We start from the raw sequence: 22,433 nt of genomic DNA on the forward strand, positions 1-22,433 counted from the left end.
AAAATAATTTATCTTAACTTCCCTTTAAAATCGTGGGTTAGCGAAGAGGGTGCAGGCTTTTTTGCATTAATTGAAAAGGGGTTTTTGTGCCTTTGCTCCGCTTATTTTTACTTTTGGTAAGCAATGTTTAAGTGCTTTTATCATAATTTAACCAAGAAATTGGTTGACAAATTGGCAAGAAGTAAATAGCTTTGCTGTCATACCGGGTGGTAAGCTTATGACTTTGGTCAAGCAATTTGCGGTCGGTACTTGTTAGTTCTACAACAGCATTTACGCGTTGCAACAATGCAACAACACAATTTTTTGTGGTGTACAAACGTTTCTTTGCACCATTGTCAGTGCAGCAAAAAAATTAGGGGTGAACAATGTCAAAACCAACGATCGGCTTTATCGGCCTTGGCCTTATGGGCGGCAACATGGTCGAAAATCTACAGAAAAAAGGTTATCAGCTGACTGTAATGGATCTTAACAAAGACGCAGTTGCAGCCTGTGTTGCCAGAGGTGCATCTACAGCAAGCACGGCAAAGGAACTGGCCGCATCAGTTGATATCGTCATGCTTTGTCTCACCACCTCAGCTATTGTTGAAAAAGTGGTTTACGGTGAAGAGGGTATTCTCGCAGGCATTAAAGCCGGGGCGGTACTGGTAGACTTTGGTACTTCTATTCCAGCGTCAACGCGCAAAATCGGTGCTGACCTTGCCAAAAAAGGCGCGGGTATGATCGACGCCCCCTTAGGTCGTACACCGGCACATGCTAAAGATGGCTTACTGAATATTATGGCTGCCGGTGATCAAGACACCTTCAACAAAGTGCAGCCGGTGTTGCAAGATCAAGGCGAAAACGTGTTTTATTTGGGCGAATTGGGTGCCGGCCACACCACAAAGCTTATCAACAACTTCGTTGGTATGACGACCGTTTGCGCCATGTCTCAGGCATTTGCTATTGCTGATCGTGCTGGTGTTAATCGGCAACAACTGTTCGACATTATGTCGACCGGGCCTTCTAGCTCACCCTTTATGAAGTTCTGTAAGCACTATGCAGTAGACAATGTGAGTGATCTTGGGTTTTCACTGGCTAATGCTAACAAAGACCTTGGCTATTTCCTGCAAATGGTTGAAGACCTTGGTACCGAATCAAAGATTGCCAAGGGCTCATCAAGTGATTTGCAAGCCGCATTCGATGCTGGCATGGGCAACGGCAACGTGCCAGAGATCTTCGATTACTACCGCGAACTTAACAAATAACGCGGTTTGTCAGCCTGTCGACGCTATCCGAGCTATCCATTCCTCGAAGAGGATCGCCGCTCAGTTTTAAAGAAGCATCGACGGTGAATCAGGCGCTAATAAGATGGAATTTATTAGCGCAGGAAGTAACTCCCTTACTTCATGCTCTTACAGTAATGAAGCGAGTCTCAGTATTGAGGTGCAAAAACCATAATGCGTTTATTCAAAGATTATCTGTTAAACATTTGCCTGGCTCTGGTATTAGTCCCAGTATCAGTTGCTGCATTCGCTACTGAATATTTTGTCGCGAGCAAAGACGAGTACAAGGCGATTTCATCGAAACTGGTTGCAGGTGACAAGATCATCTTGAAAAACGGGGTGTGGACCGACTTTGAGATCCTGCTGGAAGGGCAAGGTGAGGCTGATGCGCCCATAACGTTAACGGCAGAAACCAAGGGCCAAGTGATCCTGTCTGGCCTGTCTAATCTTCGGTTAGCCGGCCAGCATCTAGCCGTTTCTGGTTTGGTGTTTAAAAACGGTTATACCCCCAGCAGTGCCGTTATTGAGTTTCGCAAAAACAGTAATGCGTTAGCCTTCCACTCACGGGTGACGGAAGTGGTTATCGATAACTATAACAACCCGGATAAGCAGGAATCGGATTATTGGGTAGCCTTATATGGGCAGCATAATCGGTTAGACCACAGTCATTTTGTGGGAAAACGTAATAGAGGCGTTACCATTGCTGTCCGATTAAACAGCGAAAAGAGTCAGCAAAACTATCACCAGATTGATCACAACTACTTTGGTTATCGCCCTACCTTTGGCTCTAATGGTGGCGAAACATTGCGTATTGGCACCAGCCATTATTCGCTTACCGATTCTTATACCTTGGTTGAAAACAATTACTTCGAACGCACCAACGGTGAAGTAGAAATTATCTCGATCAAGTCCGGCAAAAATACCCTGCGTGGCAACGTGTTCTTTGAGGCCCGCGGTACGCTGACCCTGCGCCATGGTAACGGTAATATTGTTGAGCAGAATATATTTTTGGGCAATGGCGTGGAACACACTGGTGGGATACGTGTTATCAACAAAGATCAGGTGATCCGTAACAATTATCTGCAAGGTTTAAAAGGCTATCGATTTGGCAGTGGCTTTACGGTGCTAAATGGTGTCCCGAACTCGTCCATCAACCGCTATCATCAGGTCGAAAACGCCCTTATCGTTAACAACAGCTTTATAGACGTTGATCACATGCACTTGGCGGCCGGTAGCGATGCCGAACGCACCGCGGTGCCTATCAACTCCGTGATGAAAGATAACCTGATTATCAATACCAATAAACAGCAGCCTTTCAGCCTATTTGATGATGTAAGCGGCATAAAACTCTCCGGTAATATTGCCAATACCGAGCTGCCAGCCGCGCTAAGCTATGGTGTAAAACGCCAGAACGTCGCCCTTAAAAAAGCTGGAAACGGCCTGCTTTATCCCGTGTCGGGCAAGCTAAACGCTGGGGCGAAGCGCGACTTAAAGGTCCTGTCCAAACAAGATACTGGGGTAAGTTGGTATCCAAAATTGCCCAGCGTTGTAGCATTCGATTCAGGTCAAACACATCAAGTGGCACAGGGCGCAACAGCGTTATTAGCGGCAATAGACCAAGCCGCTGAAGGTGACGTTATTGTGCTGGCTAATGGTCAATATGATGTCTCAAAACTGATCAAAATTAATAAAACCTTAACCATCAAAGCGGCACAAGCAGGTCAAGCCACGTTAACCTTTGAACGTTCCGCCTTGTTTGAAATTCAGAACGGCGGCAGTTTGAAACTTGAGGGCTTAGTGATCTCTGGGGCAAATAGTCCGGACTCGGCGGGTAATGCCGTGGTTCGCACGCAAAAATGGGGCATGGTTGATAACTACCGCTTTGTGCTGCTGAACTCACACATCTCAGCGCTGGATATCAATCATACCTTTGATTTCTTCGTCACGGGCAAGGGCGCCTTTGCCGATGAGATCACCCTGATGGGTAACACTTTTGACAATGTGACCGGCGATATTCTGGTTCTTAATACTGAAATTGAAGATTTGGGAATTTATAACGCCGAGTATGTCACGGTAAAAAACAACACCTTTAACAATGTGCAGGGGGCGGTGGTGAAGCTTTATCGTGGTGGTACCGATGAAAGCACATTTGGGCCGCTTTTGCATATGGCAGATAACACGTTAAACCAAGTGGGTTATGGCAAGCGCAACAAAAATAAATCCAGCTTGTATTTGCACGGTGTGCAGGTTGCCAACATTCTGCAAAACACGCTAGTTAAGTCTGCGCCAATAGTGGTAGAGCATACGGTAGGTGAGCCCATAACGGTCATTAAGAGCAATCTTTTTGATGCCACCCAAGCACCCACTGTCACTGAACTCAGGGTTGAAGGGCCGCACACGGCAGTCATTGACGATAACAAAACCATAAATACGGACAAGAGGTAGCTTCAGATGAACATGTTAAAATTACTGTCAAAAGTAACGTCGCTGGTGCTGGTTACCTTGGCCTTTATACTGCCATTTGCTGTGCAAGCGGCTCATCCTAATTTGGTCATTACACCCGCTGATGTGTCCGAGATGCGCAAGGCCATTTCGAAGCCAGGACGATTCTCTAAAGCGTATAGCGATCTAAAAAGCCAAGTTGATCTGCAATTAGCTCAGCCTATCAATGTTCCTGTACCGAAGGACGGTGGCGGCGGTTTTACCCATGAACAGCATAAGAAAAATTATCAGCTAATGTACAACGCCGGCATTATTTATCAACTTAGCCAAGATAAAACTTATGCCAATTATGTACGTGATATGTTGCTGGCTTATGCAAAGTTGTATCCAACATTAGATGTGCACCCCGCACGAAAAGTGGAGTCACAAAATCCCGGCAAGCTGTTTTGGCAAAGTTTAAATGAGGCCGTTTGGTTGGTACATACCATCCAGGCTTACGATTTTGTTCACAGTGCGCTCAATGCACAAGACAGAAAGCGCATTGAAACCAAGCTGCTTAAGCCTGTTGCGCTGTTTTTGTCAGAGGGGCAGCCCTCTACCTTTAACAAAGTGCATAACCATGGTACCTGGGCAACCGCCGGGGTGGGTATGGCCGGTTATGTGATGAACGAGCCAGAGTGGGTTGAAAAAGCGCTTTACGATTTGGAAAAATCAGGCAAAGGCGGGTTTTTAAAGCAACTGGATGAATTATTTTCCCCTCAGGGTTACTACAATGAAGGGCCTTATTACCAGCGTTACGCGTTATTGCCTTTCGTTACCTTTGCCAAAGCAATTGAAAATAACCAACCGCAAAGAAAGATCTTTCAGTATCGTGATGGGATTGTATTAAAAGCTATCGATACCACTGTTCAATTAAGTTATGACGGTCTGTTCTTCCCCATCAACGATGCGATAAAAAGTAAGGGTATCGACACCATTGAGTTGGTGCATGGCGTGGCGCTGGCATACAGCCTGACAGAAGCGCCCGGCTATCTGGATATCGCTAAGCAACAGGATCAGATTATTCTCTCTGGCGATGGCCTAAAGGTGGCGCAAGCGCTGGATAAAGGTTTGGCTGAAGCCTATCAATTTGACTCCGTAGCCTTTGGCGATGGCAGTGATGGCAAGCAAGGCGCGCTAGTGATTATGCGCAGCCAGTTAGCGGGTGATCAGGCCGTACTGTTTAAACCTGCAGCTCAAGGTCTTGGCCATGGCCACTTTGACAAGCTCACCTGGCAGTTTTATGACCTAGGTAAAGAAATTGTCTCTGATTATGGTGCGGCGCGGTTTCTTAATGTTGAAGCCAAATTTGGTGGCCGCTACCTACCTGAAAACGAAAGTTACGCCAAGCAAACGGTGTCTCACAATACGGTGGTGGTAGATGAAACCAGCCACTTTGACGGCGACGTTGAGGTAGGCAACCAACACTCGCCTGTACTTAATTACTTTGAAACCAGCCCGTTTGGCTCTGTTACCCGCGCGCATATTGATACGGCTTACCAAGGTGTTCAGTTAAAGCGGACTATGGCGTTGGTTAACTTACCAGAACTTAAAAAAACCATAGTGCTGGATGTGTTTGATGTTGTTGCAGAAAAAGCCCATCAACTGGATCTGCCGCTACATTACCAAGGCCAACTTATTGACACGAACTTTGATTTGTCAGTGAGTACCCAACAGCTTTCGGCGCTAGGCACTAAAAATGGTTATCAGCATCTGTGGCTTAAAGGCCGTGGTTTACCCAAGCAGGGGCTGGCTAAGGTGTCTTGGTTAAATGAGAACGGACGCTTCTATACCCATACTAGTTTGGTCAATGGTCAGGAAGAATTTCTGTTCACCCAGATCGGTGCCAACGATCCTCACTTTAATCTACGCAATGAGCAAGCTTTTGTCCGCAGAGTAGAGAACAGCAAACAACATCAATTCATTTCTATACTTGAACCTCACGGCGAATACAATCCGAGCGAGGAATACACGCTAGATGCAGAGAGTCAGCTGACTAAGCTTGGCTACAGCCAACAAGATGAACTGCTGTTGGTCAATATCACTATCGCAGGTAAATCATACCTGATTGCGATAAACCAAGCGGCAGAGGGTTCAGTTAATCAACAATTTCAATATCAACACCAATCGTATGTCATTAACGGTCGACTGGCTGTTTTTGCACTGAGCGATGATGAGGAGTAAGACATATGAGCAAGCAAAGTAACCATTTTATCTCTGGCGCTGAGGCCGAGATTGAAGATTTGGGCGGCGGCTTAAAACGTCAGCTACTGGGTTATAACGACGAACTGATGATGGTGAAAGTGTGGTTTGCCAAGGGTGCCGAAGGTTATGTACACAAACATCGTCATTCACAGGTGACCTATGTGGAAGAAGGAGAATTTCACTTTAATGTTGGTGGGGAAATCAAAGTGATGAAACCCGGCGACAGTTGCCTGATCCCTCCTTTTGTGGAGCACGGTGCAGTATGTCCGACCGGCGGTATCTTAATTGACACCTTCAGCCCGCCCAGAGAAGACTTTCTAGAGGATTAATCATGAAAATTAAAGGTTTACGTTGGTGGGTGGTGATGTTGATCGCGCTGGCGACCATCATCAACTACATTGACCGTCAATCGCTCAGTGTGCTCTGGCCAGCTATTGTAGAGGATTTATTTCCTGAAAAATCGGCGCTGGAACGCAAACAAATTTACGCAAACATCTCTGTGGTGTTCGTGTTCGCCTATGCCTTTGGTCAGGCGATCTTTGGCAAGATTTTTGACTGGGTGGGTACCCGTATTGGTTTCGTGCTCTCTATCGGTGTGTGGTCATTGGCGACCATTATGCATGCTCTTGCACAAGGCGTGCTGAGTTTCGCTATTTTCAGGGCGATCTTGGGTGTTGCCGAGGCAGGTAACTGGCCTGGTGCCACTAAGGGTAATGCTGAGTGGTTTCCGATCAAAGAGCGTGCATTAGCTCAGGGTATTTTTAATTCAGGTGCGGCCATTGGTGGCATTATCTCTATCCCATTGATTGCGTTTCTTACCGTTTATTTTAGTTGGCAAATGGTGTTTGTGATTATCGGTCTGGTGGGTTTTCTTTGGCTGGTACCTTGGCTGATTTTAGTTAAAGCGCCACCTGCCATGCATTCGTGGATTACCGAAGAAGAACGCGACTATATCCTGACCGGTCAAAAACGTAAACTGACGCCGGAGCAGGCAGCTTTGCCAGAAGAGGCAGAATATAACCCTACTACCAAAGAGCTGCTTTCTCGCAAGGAAAGCTGGGGCGTCATTATTGCTTCTGCGGCCATCGATCCAATTTGGTGGTTGTTTGTGTTCTGGATCCCGATTTACCTGAATGAAGTTTACGGTATGGATGTGAAGTCTATCGGGATCTATGGCTGGGTACCTTATGTGGGTGCCATGTTTGGTGCCTGGTTTGGTGGCCTGCTGGCACAGAACCGACTGAACGCGGGGTGGAGTGCGGATAAAACCCGTAAACTCACCATCACCTTGGGCTGCTTAATTATGTTGCCATCATTACTTGCCATGGCCGATCCAGGAGAGCCTGTTATTGCGGTGTTAATCATGGCCGTGATTTTATTTGGTTTCCAAACGGCTATCGGTAATGTGCAAACACTTCCTAGCGATCTTTACAGCAAGCGTGCAGTAGGTACCTTAGCCGGGTTTTCTGGCATGGCGGCTAAGTTAGGCGCAGTGGGGCTGACCTCTTTGGTGCCTTACCTTACTGCAGACGGCAATTACACTCCCGCGTTTGTGATAGGCGCCGCATTAGCTATAACCGCAGCTGCCGCGGTGTGGATTTTGATCCCCCGTATCGAACCTTTAAAGAAAGCTGAGTAAAAACATGACGAAGATATTTTTTCTTGGTGAGTGCATGGTTGAACTAAGAGAACTGGATGACTCGACGATGGGGCATTCGTTTGCTGGTGATGTCTATAACTCAGCGGTATATATGAAACGTTGTTTTCCAACAATAACCGTATCAATGATCACCGCCATTGGTCGTGACCGACTCAGTGAAAAAATGCTTAGCCGATTTAAGAGTGAGGATTTAGACACACAATTTGTGTTTCAACATCCAAGCAAAGTGGCGGGTATGTATTTCATTGAGACCGATAGCGCGGGTGAGCGGCGTTTCACCTACTGGCGTAACGATTCCGCCGCCAAAAAAATGGTGCAGTTTCTAACTGATGATGTTGTTGAACAATTAACGGCAGCGGACATGTTCTTTTTCTCCGGCATTCCGCTGGCCATTATTGACGAAGACAGCCGGGACGCCTTTTGGCAAAAACTGGCACGCTTAAAGCAGGCTGGCGTGAAGCTGGTGTTTGATCCCAATTATCGGGCGCAGCTTTGGGCAAGCAAAGATGCGGCAATTGAGCAGTTTAATAAAGCCTTTCAAATAAGTGATATCGCCTTACCTGGCGTTGAAGATCTCAGCGTGCTGTATGGCATTGCGTCTGCAGAAGAGGCACTAGACTTTTGCCAGCAATATCAACTGGAGGAATTGGTGGTAAAAAATGGGCCGAAATCCGTTGTCACACAAATTGGCACAGAACGGCACAGCCACCAGATCACCCCTGTTATCAATGTTGTGGATACCACCTCTGCCGGAGATGCCTTCAATGGTGTTTATTTAGGGGCGCGTTTGTCAGGACGATCGGTCTTTGAAGCGGTACAACTAGGCGCTAAAGCGGCCGGCACGGTGATACAACACCCGGGCGCGATAGCTCCTTTGGCAGCATTCAAACAGGCCATGTCTGAAGTAGGCATATAGCTGTTATTGCAAAACAACATACATTATTAATTAAAGAGATATTCAGACATGACGCGTTTTTCTGAACTGATGGCAAAACAGACATTACTCCCTATTATTCAAGCGCAATCACCGAAACAAGGTGTGCAAATTGCCCAAGCTATGGCGGATGCCGGGCTTACTCTGGTCGAAGTGGTATTGAGAACAGAAGCTTCTCTTGCCGCTTTAGCGGCGATTAAGCAAGAAGTGCCGCAACTGAAAGTCGGCGCAGGGACGGTGATCGATGCCCGGATCTTGAATCAGGCACTGCAAGCCGGTGCTGACTTCATTGTCACCCCTGCAACCTCAAAGACGCTATTGACTGAATTGGCAAGCTGTGGCGTGCCGGTGCTACCGGGTGTGTCTAATACCGGTGATATTTTGCTGGCGTATGAGCATGGCTACTCGGAAATGAAACTTTTTCCGGCTTCACTGTCGGGCGGGGTGCCCTTCTTGCAGGCGGTATCGTCGGTATTCCAGTCGGTTCGTTTTTGTCCGACCGGTGGCGTCAATCAGCAAAATATGCAGGACTATTTGTCATTGAGCAATGTGTTTGCGGTAGGTGGAACCTGGGTTGCACCTGCCAAGTGGGTTGAACAGGGTAATTGGCAAGCCATTACCGCCGCCTGCTATCAAGCGCTGAATAGACAAGGTGCAGAAATGACCCATTCAGTGACTTAGAAGCACTCGGGTATCGTCTTGGTAGAGCAAAAGGAACAACAATGAAAACAATAAACCGCATGTTGACGCTGAGCTTAATGTTGTTGGCCGTTTTCGTCACTTACGCCAATGAAAATGACGAGAGTGACAGCAATATTATAATGCCAGTATCCCACCAACAATTAGCGCAAGGGGTATTACTGGGAAATTTTACGCATTTGGATCCTGCGAAAAAACCCAGTGAAAACTTTGACCTGCTGGATTGGAGTTTAACGCTGCCGACGGATCTGAACAAAGATAAAAAAGCAGACATTGTTTACGAGCGGGCATTAGCTGATGGCTTTGAACTGAAACCATTGTTTTACACCGCCGAAGATGGCGGTATGGTGTTCGCCAGTCCAAATGAAGGTGCCAAAACTTCAAGCAATACCAAGTATGCCAGAACAGAGTTGCGCGAAATGCTCAGGCGCGGCAATACTCAGATCAAGACGCAAGGTATAACCAAGAATAACTGGGTTTTTAGCCAAGCGCACGGTTCTGTTAAACGCAATGCTGGCGCTGTTGAAGGTAGCCTAGAAGCCACGCTTGCCGTTAATAGGGTATCGATAACGGGCGATGAGAAACAAGTCGGCAGAGTGATCATTGGCCAGATCCATGCAACAGACGATGAGCCCATTCGACTTTATTACCGAAAACTCCCTAATAATGAAAAGGGCTCTATTTATTTTGCGCATGAGATCAATGGCGGCGATGACGTCTGGGTGAATATGATCGGCTCGCGCTCCCACACTTTAGCCGATCCCGAAGATGGCATCGGATTGAATGAAAAGTTCAGCTATAAAATTACAGTGGAAAACAGTGTGTTGTTTGTCACTATCATTCGTCCTGGCAAAGCCAATATCACTAAATCCATCGATATGAGTAAAAGTGGCTACCACAGGAATAATCAATATATGTACTTCAAAGCGGGTGTTTATAACCAAAACAACAGCGGCGATCCTCGAGACTATGTGCAGGCGACGTTCTATCACCTTGATAACCAGCACGATAATTAGCCATTTTTGTTGAATGTAACGCTAAATGGATATCTATCAAAGCGCAAATTGGTTAACCAGTTTGCGCTTTTTTTATGGCGTTTTAGCTGTTTTTCTCTAGGGGTGTTTACCTGTTGCATCTTTTTGTTTTTTATTGGTAATTAACATTGGTAATATCTGTATTTAATAATTGGTTGATATGATGGTCTGATTTGGTTATATTTCGAACGTTAAATAAATTTCTTACAGGTAACAGGTAAACCTAACCGCACAAAATAATAACGGAGAACAGGATATGTCGCTGATATTTGATAATGATGCAGACAGATGTAAACAAGAGAAACACTTCAGGCTTTCGCCTGTCGCCACAGTGGTAAAGATGGCACTGGTTGTCTCTCTTACCAGTTTTATTGCGATGTCTGCCAAAGCGCAAGACACGAACGCTGAACCGAAAAAAGAAGCTGAAAATATTGAAGTGGAGGTGATTGAGGTCATCGGTACCCGTAAAACCATCCAAGACCAAATTGCCATAAAGCGTGAGGCGACTTCGGTGGTTGATGGTTTATCGGCTGAAGATATTGGTGATTTACCTGCACTGTCAATTGGTGAAGCCTTAGAGTCAATAACGGGTGCCGCCTCTCACCGTGAAAATGGCGGTGCAACAGAAATTACGATCCGCGGCTTAGGCCCTTTCTTAAGTGCCACGCATATTAATGGTCGTGAAGCGACGAATGGCAGTGGTGACCGCTCAGTTAACTTCTCACAATTTCCGTCAGAGTTAATGCAAAAAGTCGCTATTTATAAGACTCAAGACGCATCACTGATCGAAGGGGGGGTGGCCGGTGTCATTACCCTAGAAACGCTTAAGCCTTTAGATTACGGTAAACAGCAAGTTCAGGGGGAAGTAAAAGTAAACTATAACCCTGATGAAGCTAATATTGACAACTCATTACACGGCAATCTGGGTGGCCGGGTGACATTCAGCCTTGTTGACCAATTTGAGTTTGACAATGGTCAGGCCTTAGGGGTTTCGTTTGGCGTGCAACGTCAGGATATCAGCCAACCTGAAGCGGAATATCGCAGTTCAGGCCCTACCGGCGCTTCTTTGTGGGCATGTTTAAACGATCCCACCAACACCAATGAAGGTTTTTTCCGCAGTACTGCCGGTGATTGCGAAGATCGGGTGGTGGGTAGTAGTAACCAAGGTTATCAAACCGCGATTAACCCTGTGACGGGTGAGGCACAAAGTGCGGGTACGCCTTACGCTTGGACGGGTAGTAGCCGTAGTTACCGCCAAAACGAAACGTCTGATGAGCGCGATGCTGTGTTTCTTGCGTTACAATATCGACCTTCCGATGCGTGGGATATCAACTTCGACGCGCAAATCTCGGATCGTAATCAAGCGGAAGCACGTCATGACTTACTGTTTTTACAAAAGCGCGTGACGCCGGGTGTCACCGGTGAAAATCTTATTGTTAATGATGTCGGCGGCATTCTGCAATGGCAAGGCGAAGAGCGTTTTGAGTCTGCCGGCGAGCAGTTTTCTCGTGAAGAAAATTATGTTGGCTACGGCCTGAATGTTGAACACTTTTTCAGCGACCGCTTAACGATCACGGCTGATTTTGGTTACTCGCAAACCAAACGTGAAGAGTTGCAAATTTCTAACCGGGGCAGAACGATTGACCGGCCTTTTTTAACCTGGGAAATGGGCAAGTATATCCCGCATATTACCGTCACTGATTTTGATGTGACCGACATCTCCAATTTCACAGACAGCTTACGGACCCGTCTTGACAGAGAAGGTGTGCGTGAAAACGAGATTGTTTCTGCACGCTTGGACTTCAAATATGCGCTGGACAGCAATGTGTTTTCCAGTGTGCAAGGTGGGGTGAGAGCGTCAGAGCTCAGCTTTGTGCAGTTTGGTGGCAACCAAGGTAGTGGTTCACGCACGGAAATATTGCTGGATGAAAGTGCAATATCCGCATTAGACGTATTGCAGCAATGTCAGATCAATTTCCCTGAAACCGACTTATTATCCTCCGTGTCTGATGGCAATCTGATTACCCACATCGACAGTAACGGTAACGTCGTGGCCAGTGGTACGGGCTCATCATGGGCCACTTACGATAATGTCTGTTTCTCACAAGCACTTGTGAATTCAGTCGGTGGGAGCTTTGCCTACCCGGAAGTTGAGTATCAAAACTCGGGAACTCAGGATGTTACTGAAAAAACCCTGTCGGCTTATCTGATGGCCAACTACGATACTGAAATGTTCGGTAAGTTTATTCGCGGTAATTTTGGTGTGCGGCTGGTTGATACCGACGTTACTTCAATTGGTTTTAGAAACAGCTTTGATGTTGTGACCAATGAATTAGGGGTGCTGAGCCTGGTTACCGGCGATTCGTTAGAGTCGATTACTGGCGGCGGCGGTTATACCGAAATACTCCCTAGCTTTAACTTGGTCGTCGATTACAGTGACAACATTTTGCTGCGGGCCGGTATTTACCGGGGCATGTCACGAGCGAACCCCAGTGATATGAGTTATAGCCGCACATTCCAAACGGATGATGATGTAGCGCCAACGTCCTTGGCAGACTTATTTGTCGGCGTGAATGGTTCAGGTAACCCCAATATCAAACCTCTGATGTCATGGAATTATGACGTCGCATTTGAATGGTATCCTAACGAAGATTCTATCTTCGCGCTAAGCCTCTATTACAAACAGTTCCAGGGTGGGTTCCAACAACGCACCGTATTGGAAGACTTTCTTGTTGACGGTCAGACGGTAACCTTGCCGATTACCAATTCGGTCACTACGGACAATGAAAGTGACCTGTACGGCTTGGAGGCGTCAATAGCCTATCGCTGGGATAATGGCCTTGGCGTTAAGCTGGGTTACAACTACGCCGATACGGACTTCGAGTTTGAAGACAGCTTGTACGGTAATACCTTTATTACCGATTTAGATGGCACCACGCGTCAATTGACAGCAGGTATTGTGCCACCTGGCTCGGTTCCTGGCTTTTCTGAACATGTATTCAGTGGTCAGATCTACTATCAAATCGGCGATTTTGATACGGCACTTATTTATAAGTATCGCAGTGAATACTTCCAGCCTTATACCACTGACGGAACCCGACTGCGTTATGTTGATGAAGTGGGCGTATGGGAAGCTCGCGCCTCTTACCGCATTAACAAAAATATTCGGGTAAAAGTGGAAGCGATTAACCTGTTCAGTGCACCTAAATCACAGGATTTCTTTGTGCAGGGTAACTTGGGCGAAGTTAACGACTACGGTCCGCGATTCTTTGCCGGTATCAGTTTGAAGTACTAATCGATTCACTAGAGATCTGAATCAGAATGCGGGAGAAAATCGAAGCCCGCGAGTATTGACCTATATTACTTTTGTTCAGTCACTAAGCCACTTGTTAGTACTGAACCATTAGGAGCAGAAAGCATGTTTAAACAGTCTCTGATAGCCATCATCTTGGCAACCGCTTTGGTCGGTTGTGGTGGTGGTGATAATAACGAACTGGCTGGCAATAGCAGAGGAAGTATCAGTATCAGTGGTGGCGCCTTAATCGCAGGCACCACCCTCTCGGCATCGGTAACGGATGCCGACGGCATTAAAAGCGACACCCTAGTTTACCAGTGGTCAACGGGGACAACGGGATCGTCATACACCATCACTGAAGCGGATGAAGGTTCTACCATCTCCGTGTCGGCCAGATATACCGATGAAAAAGGCATTACAGAAGGCGTAGGTGCATCGACGTCTGTGATACTGCCGACTCTGGATGTCAATGCCAATGTGGTAAAAGGGCCAATAGGCGCCGCAAATTGCGAAATATTTGCTGTGACTAACACGGGGGTTGCGGCAACACCGGCTCAAGCCTCGGCTATCTCCAATAGTATGGGCCGCGTCACTTTTACTAATGTGCATTTTGAAGGTACGGGTTTAATTTCATGTTCAGGCGGTACCTACAAAGATGAGTCAACCGGCTTAATGCTGGAAGCGCCTACCTTGAGGTCGGTAGTGAATGTGGTGGAAGGCACTGCAGAAACGCCAGCACCTTCTTATGTTGTGTCGCCTTTAACGGAAATGGCGGTACAGGCAGCAGGTGCCAACTTAAACACCTTTGCTGAGCGTGCTCGAGTCATCAATGCACGTTTTGGTATTCGTTTTGACACTACAACTGTGTTACCGACCGAGATTGGCGTTGTGGAGCTGGGCGCTGCTGGTGCAGCAGATGCCGACCGCTATGGCTCGGTATTAGCGCTGTTGTCGCAACTCGATGCCGACAACGTTGACAAAAACATGGCAACGTTAATCGCCGACATCGCGGCTGATTTGGCTGATGGTGCCTTTTCAGAGGGGCTGTTAGCTGCCCTTGAAACGGCCCAGCTTAATTTACAAACTATGTCAGTCATCGCAAATAAAGTGGATGTCTCTTTACTTAATATTATTGGTTCCGCGATTGGCTACAACAACACTCCTGTCGCTGCAATCATTGAAGGGACCTTGAGTGGCACCATTCAACATACGGCCACCGAGCCGTTAACGGGCTCTGTTATTGTGATTGACCCGAACTTTGGCGAAGATGAAATTCTGGCACAAAGTAGCGTGCTGCTTGACTATGGTTCCTTCAGTATCAGTGCCCAAGGCAATTGGTCATACACTGTCGATGTGAACAACGAAACGGTTGCCAGCCTAGAACTTGGCAACTCTGTGAATGATACGGTGACCATCACCTCGATTGACGGCACTACGGCTGAAATCAAGATCCGCATTGCAGCGTTAACGCAGTTAGTGAAGATTTCGGATACGGGTAATGACACTGGTGAAATTCGCTTTAGTGTCAATAATTTACGTAAAGGTAAACTCAGTGCGTCTTTTGCTAAAGATGAAACCCTGGGCAGTGATGGCAATATAAAAGATGCCTACATTACATTGTATGGTTCTTCTGGTAGTTCCAGTGAGGCGTTGATTGATTTGCGTATTCAAGGCTCGCAAACGGGCAGTAATGGGTTGGTAATTGCCCCTCGCTTCTTGGTTAGAAACACGGAAAGTGCCGCTTATCCGGGTGTAATCGTTACCGCCCCCTTTGTGGAAGGCGAATTCTATAACGTTGACATTACCTGGGATTTAGATGCCGCCGAGCAATTAACGCTTACTATAAACGATGAAGTGATTGGTGGTGGGTCGTTCTCTACTGCGGCGGTGGTTGATCCTGATTTTGTTAATCTGGGACAGTGGTTCGCCGATGGCGTTAAAGCGGTACAATTTAGATTGGGTGACAATGATCGGACCATTCCTTTTGGTTCTTTTTATGTAGATGATATTGAGGTTTATTCAGACGTTGCAGGTACCACCCGCGTATTCGCAGATGATTTCGAAAGCTACGCCGAGGGTGACACCCTGGATGGTGTCGGCAGTCGTTATAACTTAGCGATCTACTCTGAAGTTGTGGTATTTGATGTTGGGGATGGCACTGTTGAGCCAACACCAGCCGCTTTCTTTGACTTAACTGCGTCTATTGCAAGCAATGCTACTGCAGCCTTGACCGGAACCGTTACTGTGGTAGACCCAGATGAAGGTGAAGCCTTTATTATGCCTGCTTCGTTCCGCAGCCGATTTGGCGACTTCGCTATTCTGGAAGACGGCTCTTGGCGCTACTTGCTTGATACGACCAACGCTACCATTGCAGCTTTAGTGAGTGGTGAACGCGAAACCGATACGATCACCATTGAATCTCTCGATGGCACCACCGCAGAATTGGTAATTACCATCAATGGTGTGGGTGGCGAAACCGCAGGCGCCAATAAGGTTGCAGTGATTATTGATACCGATCCAACGGATACTGGTGAGTTGCGTTATGCGCTTGGCAGTAATGGCCCACTGGCGCAAGGTCGAATTACCGCATCGGTTAAGCGTTTAGATGATGAGTTCGGTGATGGTGATGCGTTTATCACGCTATTTAACTCTGCCACCAATAACAATGGTGCCATCTTAGATTTACGTATCACTGACGATAGCTTTGCGGTTCGTAGCCCAAGCAATGTTGATACGTCGGCGGCCACCGTATTGTTAGATACCTTTATGGACATTGTTATCACGTGGGAATATCCAAATGGTAACTTAGAGGTTAATCCGCTGGTAATGGTTGAAGTAGACGGCGTCAGTTTTGTGGCTGAAGGCTTCACGCCAGATAACAGTTCTACCGGTGGTGTCACGCACGTTTCATTCCGGTTCGGTGACAATAGTGGCGTACGACCAGAGACGGCTAAATTTACAGTGGATGACTTAGTCATTTACTCGGATAAGGCCGGAAATAATGTGGTATTTTCTGACGATTTTGAGTCATATAACAATGGTGATTCTCTTGGCACAGATAACCCGGCATCACCCTATAACTCAGCAACCTCTGAGGCAAGTGTTGAGACTATTGGTGAAGCGAGTGGCCCTGGCACACCGGGCAATAAAATTGCCGAAATACGGGATACCGATCCGACTGACACCGGCGAGTTAAGATATGCGCTTGCCGACAAAGGCCCGCTGGCTGAAGGTCGCTTTGTGCTTGCCATCAAGCGTTTAGATGATGAACTGGGTGATGGCGATGCTTATATTACGCTGTTTAATTCTGCCACCAATAACGATGGGGCGATTTTAGATCTGCGTATCACTGACGATAGCTTTGCGGTTCGTAGCCCGGCAGGTGTCGACACCTCCGCAGCCAACGTCTTGCTAGATGAATTTATGCATGTGGTGATTACCTGGAAGTACCCGGGTGGCAATCTTGAAGTGAATCCGGTGGTCACGGTTGAGGTTGACGGTGTGCGGTTTACAGCAGATGGCTTTACGCCAGACAATAACTCCTTCGGCGGTGTCACTCACATTGCGGTAAGATTTGGCAGCAACAGCGGCACCATAGCGGCAACCGGTGTGGTATCGGTAGATAATATTGCTATTTATGCCGATGCGGAGGGCAGAACCCTATTGTTCTCAGACGATTTTGAATCTTATGCCGTGGGTGACTCGCTGGATACAGACAATTCTGCGTCACCTTATAACTCAGCGACTAATGAGGCGGTTGTAGCCGTGGAATAACACCTTTACTATACTGCTGGGTGAACGCCCAGAGATTAAAAGTGTAAATAGCAAGGCGGGAATTATCCCGCCTTCTTTTTTGCTGTAACGTAAACCCCTGTAGTGTTTACGTTACTCGTACCGCGCTTATGTTATTCGCTAGCCGAATATCCGGTGTGACTGTTTTTAATTTCATAGAAGGTGGCTTGCACAAACTCTGCTGGATTGCTTGAATTGTTAACGTTATACACACCCACTTTAAAATAGTGGTACTGACCCGCCTGATCATACAAACTTTCAGCCATATCATACTGGGCCACAACATCGGCCTTGCCTTCACGGCTAATCGTCACGGTGAGTAAGTTGAAATTAACGCTGATGTGATAACTAAAAACCTCATTCAGGGCGATACCCTCCACCGGGTTTGCGGCGGTGTTGCTACGTGAGCCAATCATTTCAACATAGGTTTCAATGTTTCTACCTTGGCTGTCTTTCACCCGGCTCTCATGCGCGAAATAGATAGCACCGCGTTCATTTCCTGGCAGTTTGCGATAGTATAAGCGAACCGGCTCATCATCATTAGCGTGGATCTGACCAATGATTACCCGGCCAATCTGAAAATTTTCGCCAGTGGTGGTAACCTGATTGACCGCCATCTTTACCCGCAAATCGCCGTCATAGCCACCGGCATTCTGCCGTCCTTGTGCTGAGGCACTGCCAAACACCCAGTTATTTTTATTCACGCCCTGCGTGCTGATACTACGGTCGCCACGGCGTAACATTTCTCTTAGTTCAACCCGCACATAGCTAGTATTGGCAGAGGTTTTAAAGCCATAACTGGGTGAGCGCATCACAATGCCGCCATCAGCTGAGGCATAAAAGAATTCAGAATTGGTATAACCGTTTGCAAGGTCTGTTTCAAAAATGGAGTCGGCGGTGCCACTGTTGTCCTCATCGGTAGGGATGCTCAGGTACCAGTCGATTAACTCGATACCTAATTCATTAGGAAAACGTTCGCTGAAATTGCCACCGGCATCTTGGCAATAATGCGCCTGAACTTCAACAATGGCATTATTTTGGTTTTCGTTATTACCAAGCCCGATTATCTTGATATAGCGGGCTGAAGTTGGCTCGATTTTTACCAGTTCAAAACCACTATGTCTGCCGCTGGAATCTGCTTGCGTTAATACGGTGGTCCAACTCATGTTATCGCTAGAGGTTTCCACAGAAAATCTCGCGATACGCTTATTCCCTTCAAACCATTTAATGGTCAGTGCACCCAGTGTTTTAACGCTTCCCAAATCTAATATTAGCGCGGCATTTCTACCATCGTTTGACCATCTGGATTGGGATGATGTGTTGCCATCAATGGCATTGGATGCTGGATATGCCGAGTTCTCCATGGCGTCTGTGGCAGAGCGTATTGGGTACACCTGATTAATGCATTGCTCAGGTGTGACTATCACAGGGGGTGGGGATGTAATATTGGTGGTATTAGTGTCACTACTTCCACCGCAGGCTGTTACAGCTAGAGCTAAATTTATGGCAATAACGAGTTTGCCGAATTGATGGACTCTTTTTGACCGATTAGACATGTCCTTATCTCCTACTAGAACGATGAATAGAACTTGGTATAAATCTGGCGTTGTGGTGATTTTTGGTATTGCTGGTTACGCCATCAATAATTACCGGTTTATCCTCACTGGTCAACCAATTAATTTGAGTGATGGATGCTGGTGTCACATTTAAACCAATATTTCATCGGTAGCTTGGATATGTTCTTCAGTCGCATAGTCTCTTTAAGGTACTTTAAAAAGTAATCTTACTCATTAGGAAACAATGTAATAATCTGATTTTTATATATTTTTTATGTTGTTTTTGGTTTTTCGCTTATTGGTGGTGAGAATTTCTTACCAAATAGGTTAACCTTTTGGTTGACCAATATTCTAATAAGGTGTAAACATAAAGCATAATAATAAAATTGCCGGTAGTTGTTCTTTTAAGAATGTTGGCATAAAGGTTCGCGATTAACTTAAGGTCGCAGTTGCGACCCCAAAATATAATTACAATTTTAGACGGGGAACAAAAATGAGACATATGCTATCAAAAATTACCTTAGCGATACTGTCGACAACGGCACTCGGTATCGCGTCTACCGCCAACGCCCAAGAGTCAGAGGTAGAACAAAGCGATATCGAAGTGATACAGGTGACGGGGATCAGAAGCTCCTTAACAAGTGCTTTGGCAGAAAAGCGTAATGCCGCCAGCTTAGTTGAAGTTATTCAAGCAGAAGATATCGGTAAACTACCTGATCAAAATTTAGCGGAAGTGCTGGAAAATATTACTGGTATTCAGATTACCCGCTCAGCGGGTGTCGGTACGGGAGTACAAATTCGCGGTACTGATGCAAACCGCACTGAAATTAATGGTGTATCTACGGTGGGATCGGGTGCAGGACGCAGTGGTATTGATTTTGAAGATGTTTCTGCATCGATTATTGCCGGTGTCGAAGTCATAAAAGCGCCACAAGCAAAAACGATTGAAGGCTCTGTCGGTGGCACTATTAACTTAAGAACCATTCGCCCACTTGAGTTAAGTGAAACGCTAGCCGCATTTAGAGTGCAAGGTGAAGAAAGCAGTTTATCTACCGATGGCGTTAAACCGCGCTTATCAGGAACCTTTGGTGATAATTGGGAAAATGACAATGGTGAGTTTGGTTTTGTCATTAGTGGCAGTTATGCAGAGCAGGATGTAACCGCATTTCGCCCCCGAGCTGACCGTGATAATCTGGTTCGCTCTGACAGTGGTTTAGCCAGCGCACAAAGTTTCCATTATTTACCCATTCAGTTTCTGATCCAGGATTACGATAACTTTGAATATGAGACAAAAAATTTTGCTGGTTCTTTTGAGTGGGCGCCAAACAGCAACAACAAATTTTGGTTTGATGCGATTATAAATGATCAGGACCGTCGGGAGGAAAGTTCCAGGGTTCAGGCGTCAGGGGTAAGTGATCTTATTGGTGTATCGGTTCCAACTGAATTTGAAACAATTAATTTTGGCTCTTTAGATGGTGTCGAGCTTGGCAGCATTCAAGCCGCACTTAAAGGCATCATTCCGGTTCAGTCTGACGGTTCGGACGGTAATTTACGCTTATCCAGTGACACCAGTTCCCGGGCCACCAAGAGCAAAATATTCCGGCTTGGCGGGGAACATCAGGGGGATAATTTTAAAATAAGCGCCGAGATATCCTCATCTTCATCTGACTCTGCGACCCCCCGAATTGATACTACACTCAATTTTGTCAATCCCAATGCGGCAATTGGGTCAGCTAACGATAATGGTGTCCCGTTTGAGTATGACTTAAGTGGTGGTGCCTTGGCCTTCGGCATTGCATTTGGTGCAGAAAATGCGCCTGCACCTGCTGACTTGCTCGACCCAGCCAACTACAGGTTGCAAGCGGTGGCACTTGCAAATAATACCAATGAAAATACCGAAGATGCCATGCGTGTTGATTTTAGCTACGACTTGAATATGTCGATTTTTACTACGCTTGACGCAGGCTATCGTTATAACAAGACATCCAGTGTGTCCAACGTTGTGGGCTCAAATCTTAGTTTGTCCAGTATGAGGGATTCTCCCAGTGGCGATTTGTTTGCTGATATTCTGACAACTGGCCCTAATAACTTTAATGCCGCAGATGGCAGAGCGCTTTATATTAAAGATTTTCTGCTGGTGAACCCGGCGTTGGTAGGCTCTGATCCTGATCGGGTATTTACTACGTTAGCTAACGCCATTACTGCCCATGGGGGTACAAGACCACTGAATGCCCCAACGTCATCAGTTGCAGGTTTTTATGACATCAGTGAATCCACTAATGCACTGTATGCTCAGGCAAATTTTGAAACTGGCATGCTTCGCGGTAATCTTGGTGTACGTTATTTAAAAACGGATCTTGATTCAACCGGCAACCGCAGTGTTAACGGCGATATCGTCGCAGAAACTAGCTCAAGTGATTACAGTTTTGTGCTGCCGCGGATTAATCTGGCCGCCGATGTAACCGACGATCTGGTGCTGCGCGCTGCTTTTGGGAAGGATATTCGCCGTCCGAATTTTAGTGATCTTTCAACTTCTTATACATTTAGTACTAGCCCCAATCCACCAGTAGCTGGTGGTAACCCAAACTTAAAACCTGAAGTGGTTACATCCTTTGATATTTCTGCAGATTGGTATTTTGCTCAGGCCGCAGTTGTTAGTATCGGCTATTTCCACAAGATACGTAAAGATGTGCATGTGGGGCAACAAGATGATCCTTATTCAGAGCCTGTTACAGGTTATCGTGACATTATTGGTCCAGCGTGTGAGCAAGGCGGTATCTGGAACCCCATTGCGCTAATCAACGTGTTTGGTCCGGTGAGTTCTAACGTAGGTGTTTGTGTACCATTCTCCACTATTATTAATGACACTAAAGAGACCACGCAAAAAGGCATCGAAATGGCATTCCAGTATGATCTTTCTGCTTTCGAAGATCAGCTGGGCTGGGCATCTGGTTTTGGTGTGGTGGCAAACTATACCATTCAAGAATTCTCTGGTGGTGAAGCGGTTAATACCTCGGCTAGTCGTCCTAGTCAGGTCTTTGCTGCATCCACAGGTGGTTCAGGCTCACTGGAGGTGACTGCCGTGCAAGGCTTACTCAACTTATCTGAAAATGCCTACAACTTTACCTTGTATTACGAAAAATATGGCTTGTCTGCCCGGATGCGTTACACCTGGCGAGAAGCGTTTCGTTCGAACGATTTTGGCAGTACATCAAGTTATCCTTGGGGGTTTCCGGTCATTCAGGAAGACCGAGGACAACTTAATGCCAGTATCAGTTATGATGTAAATGATCAACTCAATATTGGCATTGAAGCCGTCAACCTGACGGAATCTGAGGTTCGCCAATCTTGCGTTAATGAAGGCGCGCTGCTTTGCTTTCAGGGCTTAACAGACCGTCGGATAACCTTGGGTGCCAGTTATAGATTTTAATTCTACTATCTAGGGGCTGGTTGTCTAAGATAACCGGCTCGAGCAAACTCACAGCAAACCACTTGTTAAAGCAAACCTGAAGGTT

General features: G+C 46.5%; 12 protein-coding genes. 11 read left to right on the forward strand and 1 reads right to left on the reverse strand.

Annotated features, from left to right (window positions below):
* Nucleotides 1-365 precede the first annotated feature (365 nt).
* From L1N97_RS15915 to L1N97_RS15960, 10 genes are all read left to right on the forward strand, one after another.
* Nucleotides 366-1,244, forward strand: coding sequence for an NAD(P)-dependent oxidoreductase (locus L1N97_RS15915; RefSeq protein WP_229588262.1), 879 nt, complete (start codon nt 366-368; stop codon nt 1,242-1,244).
* A 192-nt stretch (nt 1,245-1,436) separates the two neighbouring features.
* Nucleotides 1,437-3,707, forward strand: coding sequence for a polysaccharide lyase 6 family protein (locus L1N97_RS15920; protein WP_236130478.1), 2,271 nt, complete (start codon nt 1,437-1,439; stop codon nt 3,705-3,707).
* 6 nt (nt 3,708-3,713) lie between these two features.
* On the forward strand, nt 3,714-5,927 hold the full coding sequence (locus tag L1N97_RS15925) for a heparinase II/III domain-containing protein (protein ID WP_236130479.1): 2,214 nt from the start codon (nt 3,714-3,716) through the stop codon (nt 5,925-5,927).
* 5 nt (nt 5,928-5,932) lie between these two features.
* On the forward strand, nt 5,933-6,277 hold the full coding sequence (locus L1N97_RS15930; RefSeq protein WP_236130480.1) for a cupin domain-containing protein: 345 nt from the start codon (nt 5,933-5,935) through the stop codon (nt 6,275-6,277).
* A 2-nt stretch (nt 6,278-6,279) separates the two neighbouring features.
* Nucleotides 6,280-7,587, forward strand: a complete 1,308-nt coding sequence (locus tag L1N97_RS15935) for an MFS transporter (RefSeq protein ID WP_236130481.1) — start codon at nt 6,280-6,282, stop codon at nt 7,585-7,587.
* A gap of 4 nt (nt 7,588-7,591) precedes the next feature.
* Nucleotides 7,592-8,524 carry a sugar kinase gene (locus L1N97_RS15940; protein WP_268964817.1) on the forward strand — a complete coding sequence of 311 codons (933 nt, stop codon included), beginning with the start codon at nt 7,592-7,594 and terminating at the stop codon, nt 8,522-8,524.
* A gap of 48 nt (nt 8,525-8,572) precedes the next feature.
* Nucleotides 8,573-9,223 (forward strand): bifunctional 4-hydroxy-2-oxoglutarate aldolase/2-dehydro-3-deoxy-phosphogluconate aldolase, encoded by a 651-nt coding sequence (gene eda / locus L1N97_RS15945; RefSeq protein ID WP_236130483.1) that lies wholly within the window; start codon nt 8,573-8,575, stop codon nt 9,221-9,223.
* Nucleotides 9,224-9,264: 41 nt separating this feature from the next.
* Complete coding sequence (locus tag L1N97_RS15950; protein ID WP_236130484.1) at nt 9,265-10,257, forward strand: polysaccharide lyase family 7 protein; 993 nt, start codon at nt 9,265-9,267, stop codon at nt 10,255-10,257.
* Nucleotides 10,258-10,531: 274 nt separating this feature from the next.
* Nucleotides 10,532-13,570, forward strand: coding sequence for a TonB-dependent receptor (locus L1N97_RS15955; protein ID WP_236130485.1), 3,039 nt, complete (start codon nt 10,532-10,534; stop codon nt 13,568-13,570).
* Nucleotides 13,571-13,693: 123 nt separating this feature from the next.
* A complete protein-coding gene (locus tag L1N97_RS15960) occupies nt 13,694-17,344 on the forward strand; it encodes a VCBS domain-containing protein (RefSeq protein ID WP_236130486.1) in 3,651 nt (1,216 codons plus the stop codon).
* Nucleotides 17,345-17,475: 131 nt separating this feature from the next.
* On the opposite strand, the gene L1N97_RS15965 is transcribed toward L1N97_RS15960, so the two are convergent.
* Complete coding sequence (locus tag L1N97_RS15965; protein ID WP_329605567.1) at nt 17,476-18,918, reverse strand: polysaccharide lyase family 7 protein; 1,443 nt, start codon at nt 18,916-18,918, stop codon at nt 17,476-17,478.
* A gap of 502 nt (nt 18,919-19,420) precedes the next feature.
* On the opposite strand from L1N97_RS15965, the gene L1N97_RS15970 reads away from it, so the two are divergent.
* Entirely contained in the window at nt 19,421-22,348 is a 2,928-nt protein-coding gene (locus L1N97_RS15970) for a TonB-dependent receptor (RefSeq protein WP_236130487.1), read from the forward strand.
* Nucleotides 22,349-22,433: the final 85 nt, after the last annotated feature.

Source organism: Rheinheimera sp. UJ63 (assembly GCF_021568285.1).
Classification (GTDB): domain Bacteria; phylum Pseudomonadota; class Gammaproteobacteria; order Enterobacterales; family Alteromonadaceae; genus Alishewanella; species Alishewanella maricola.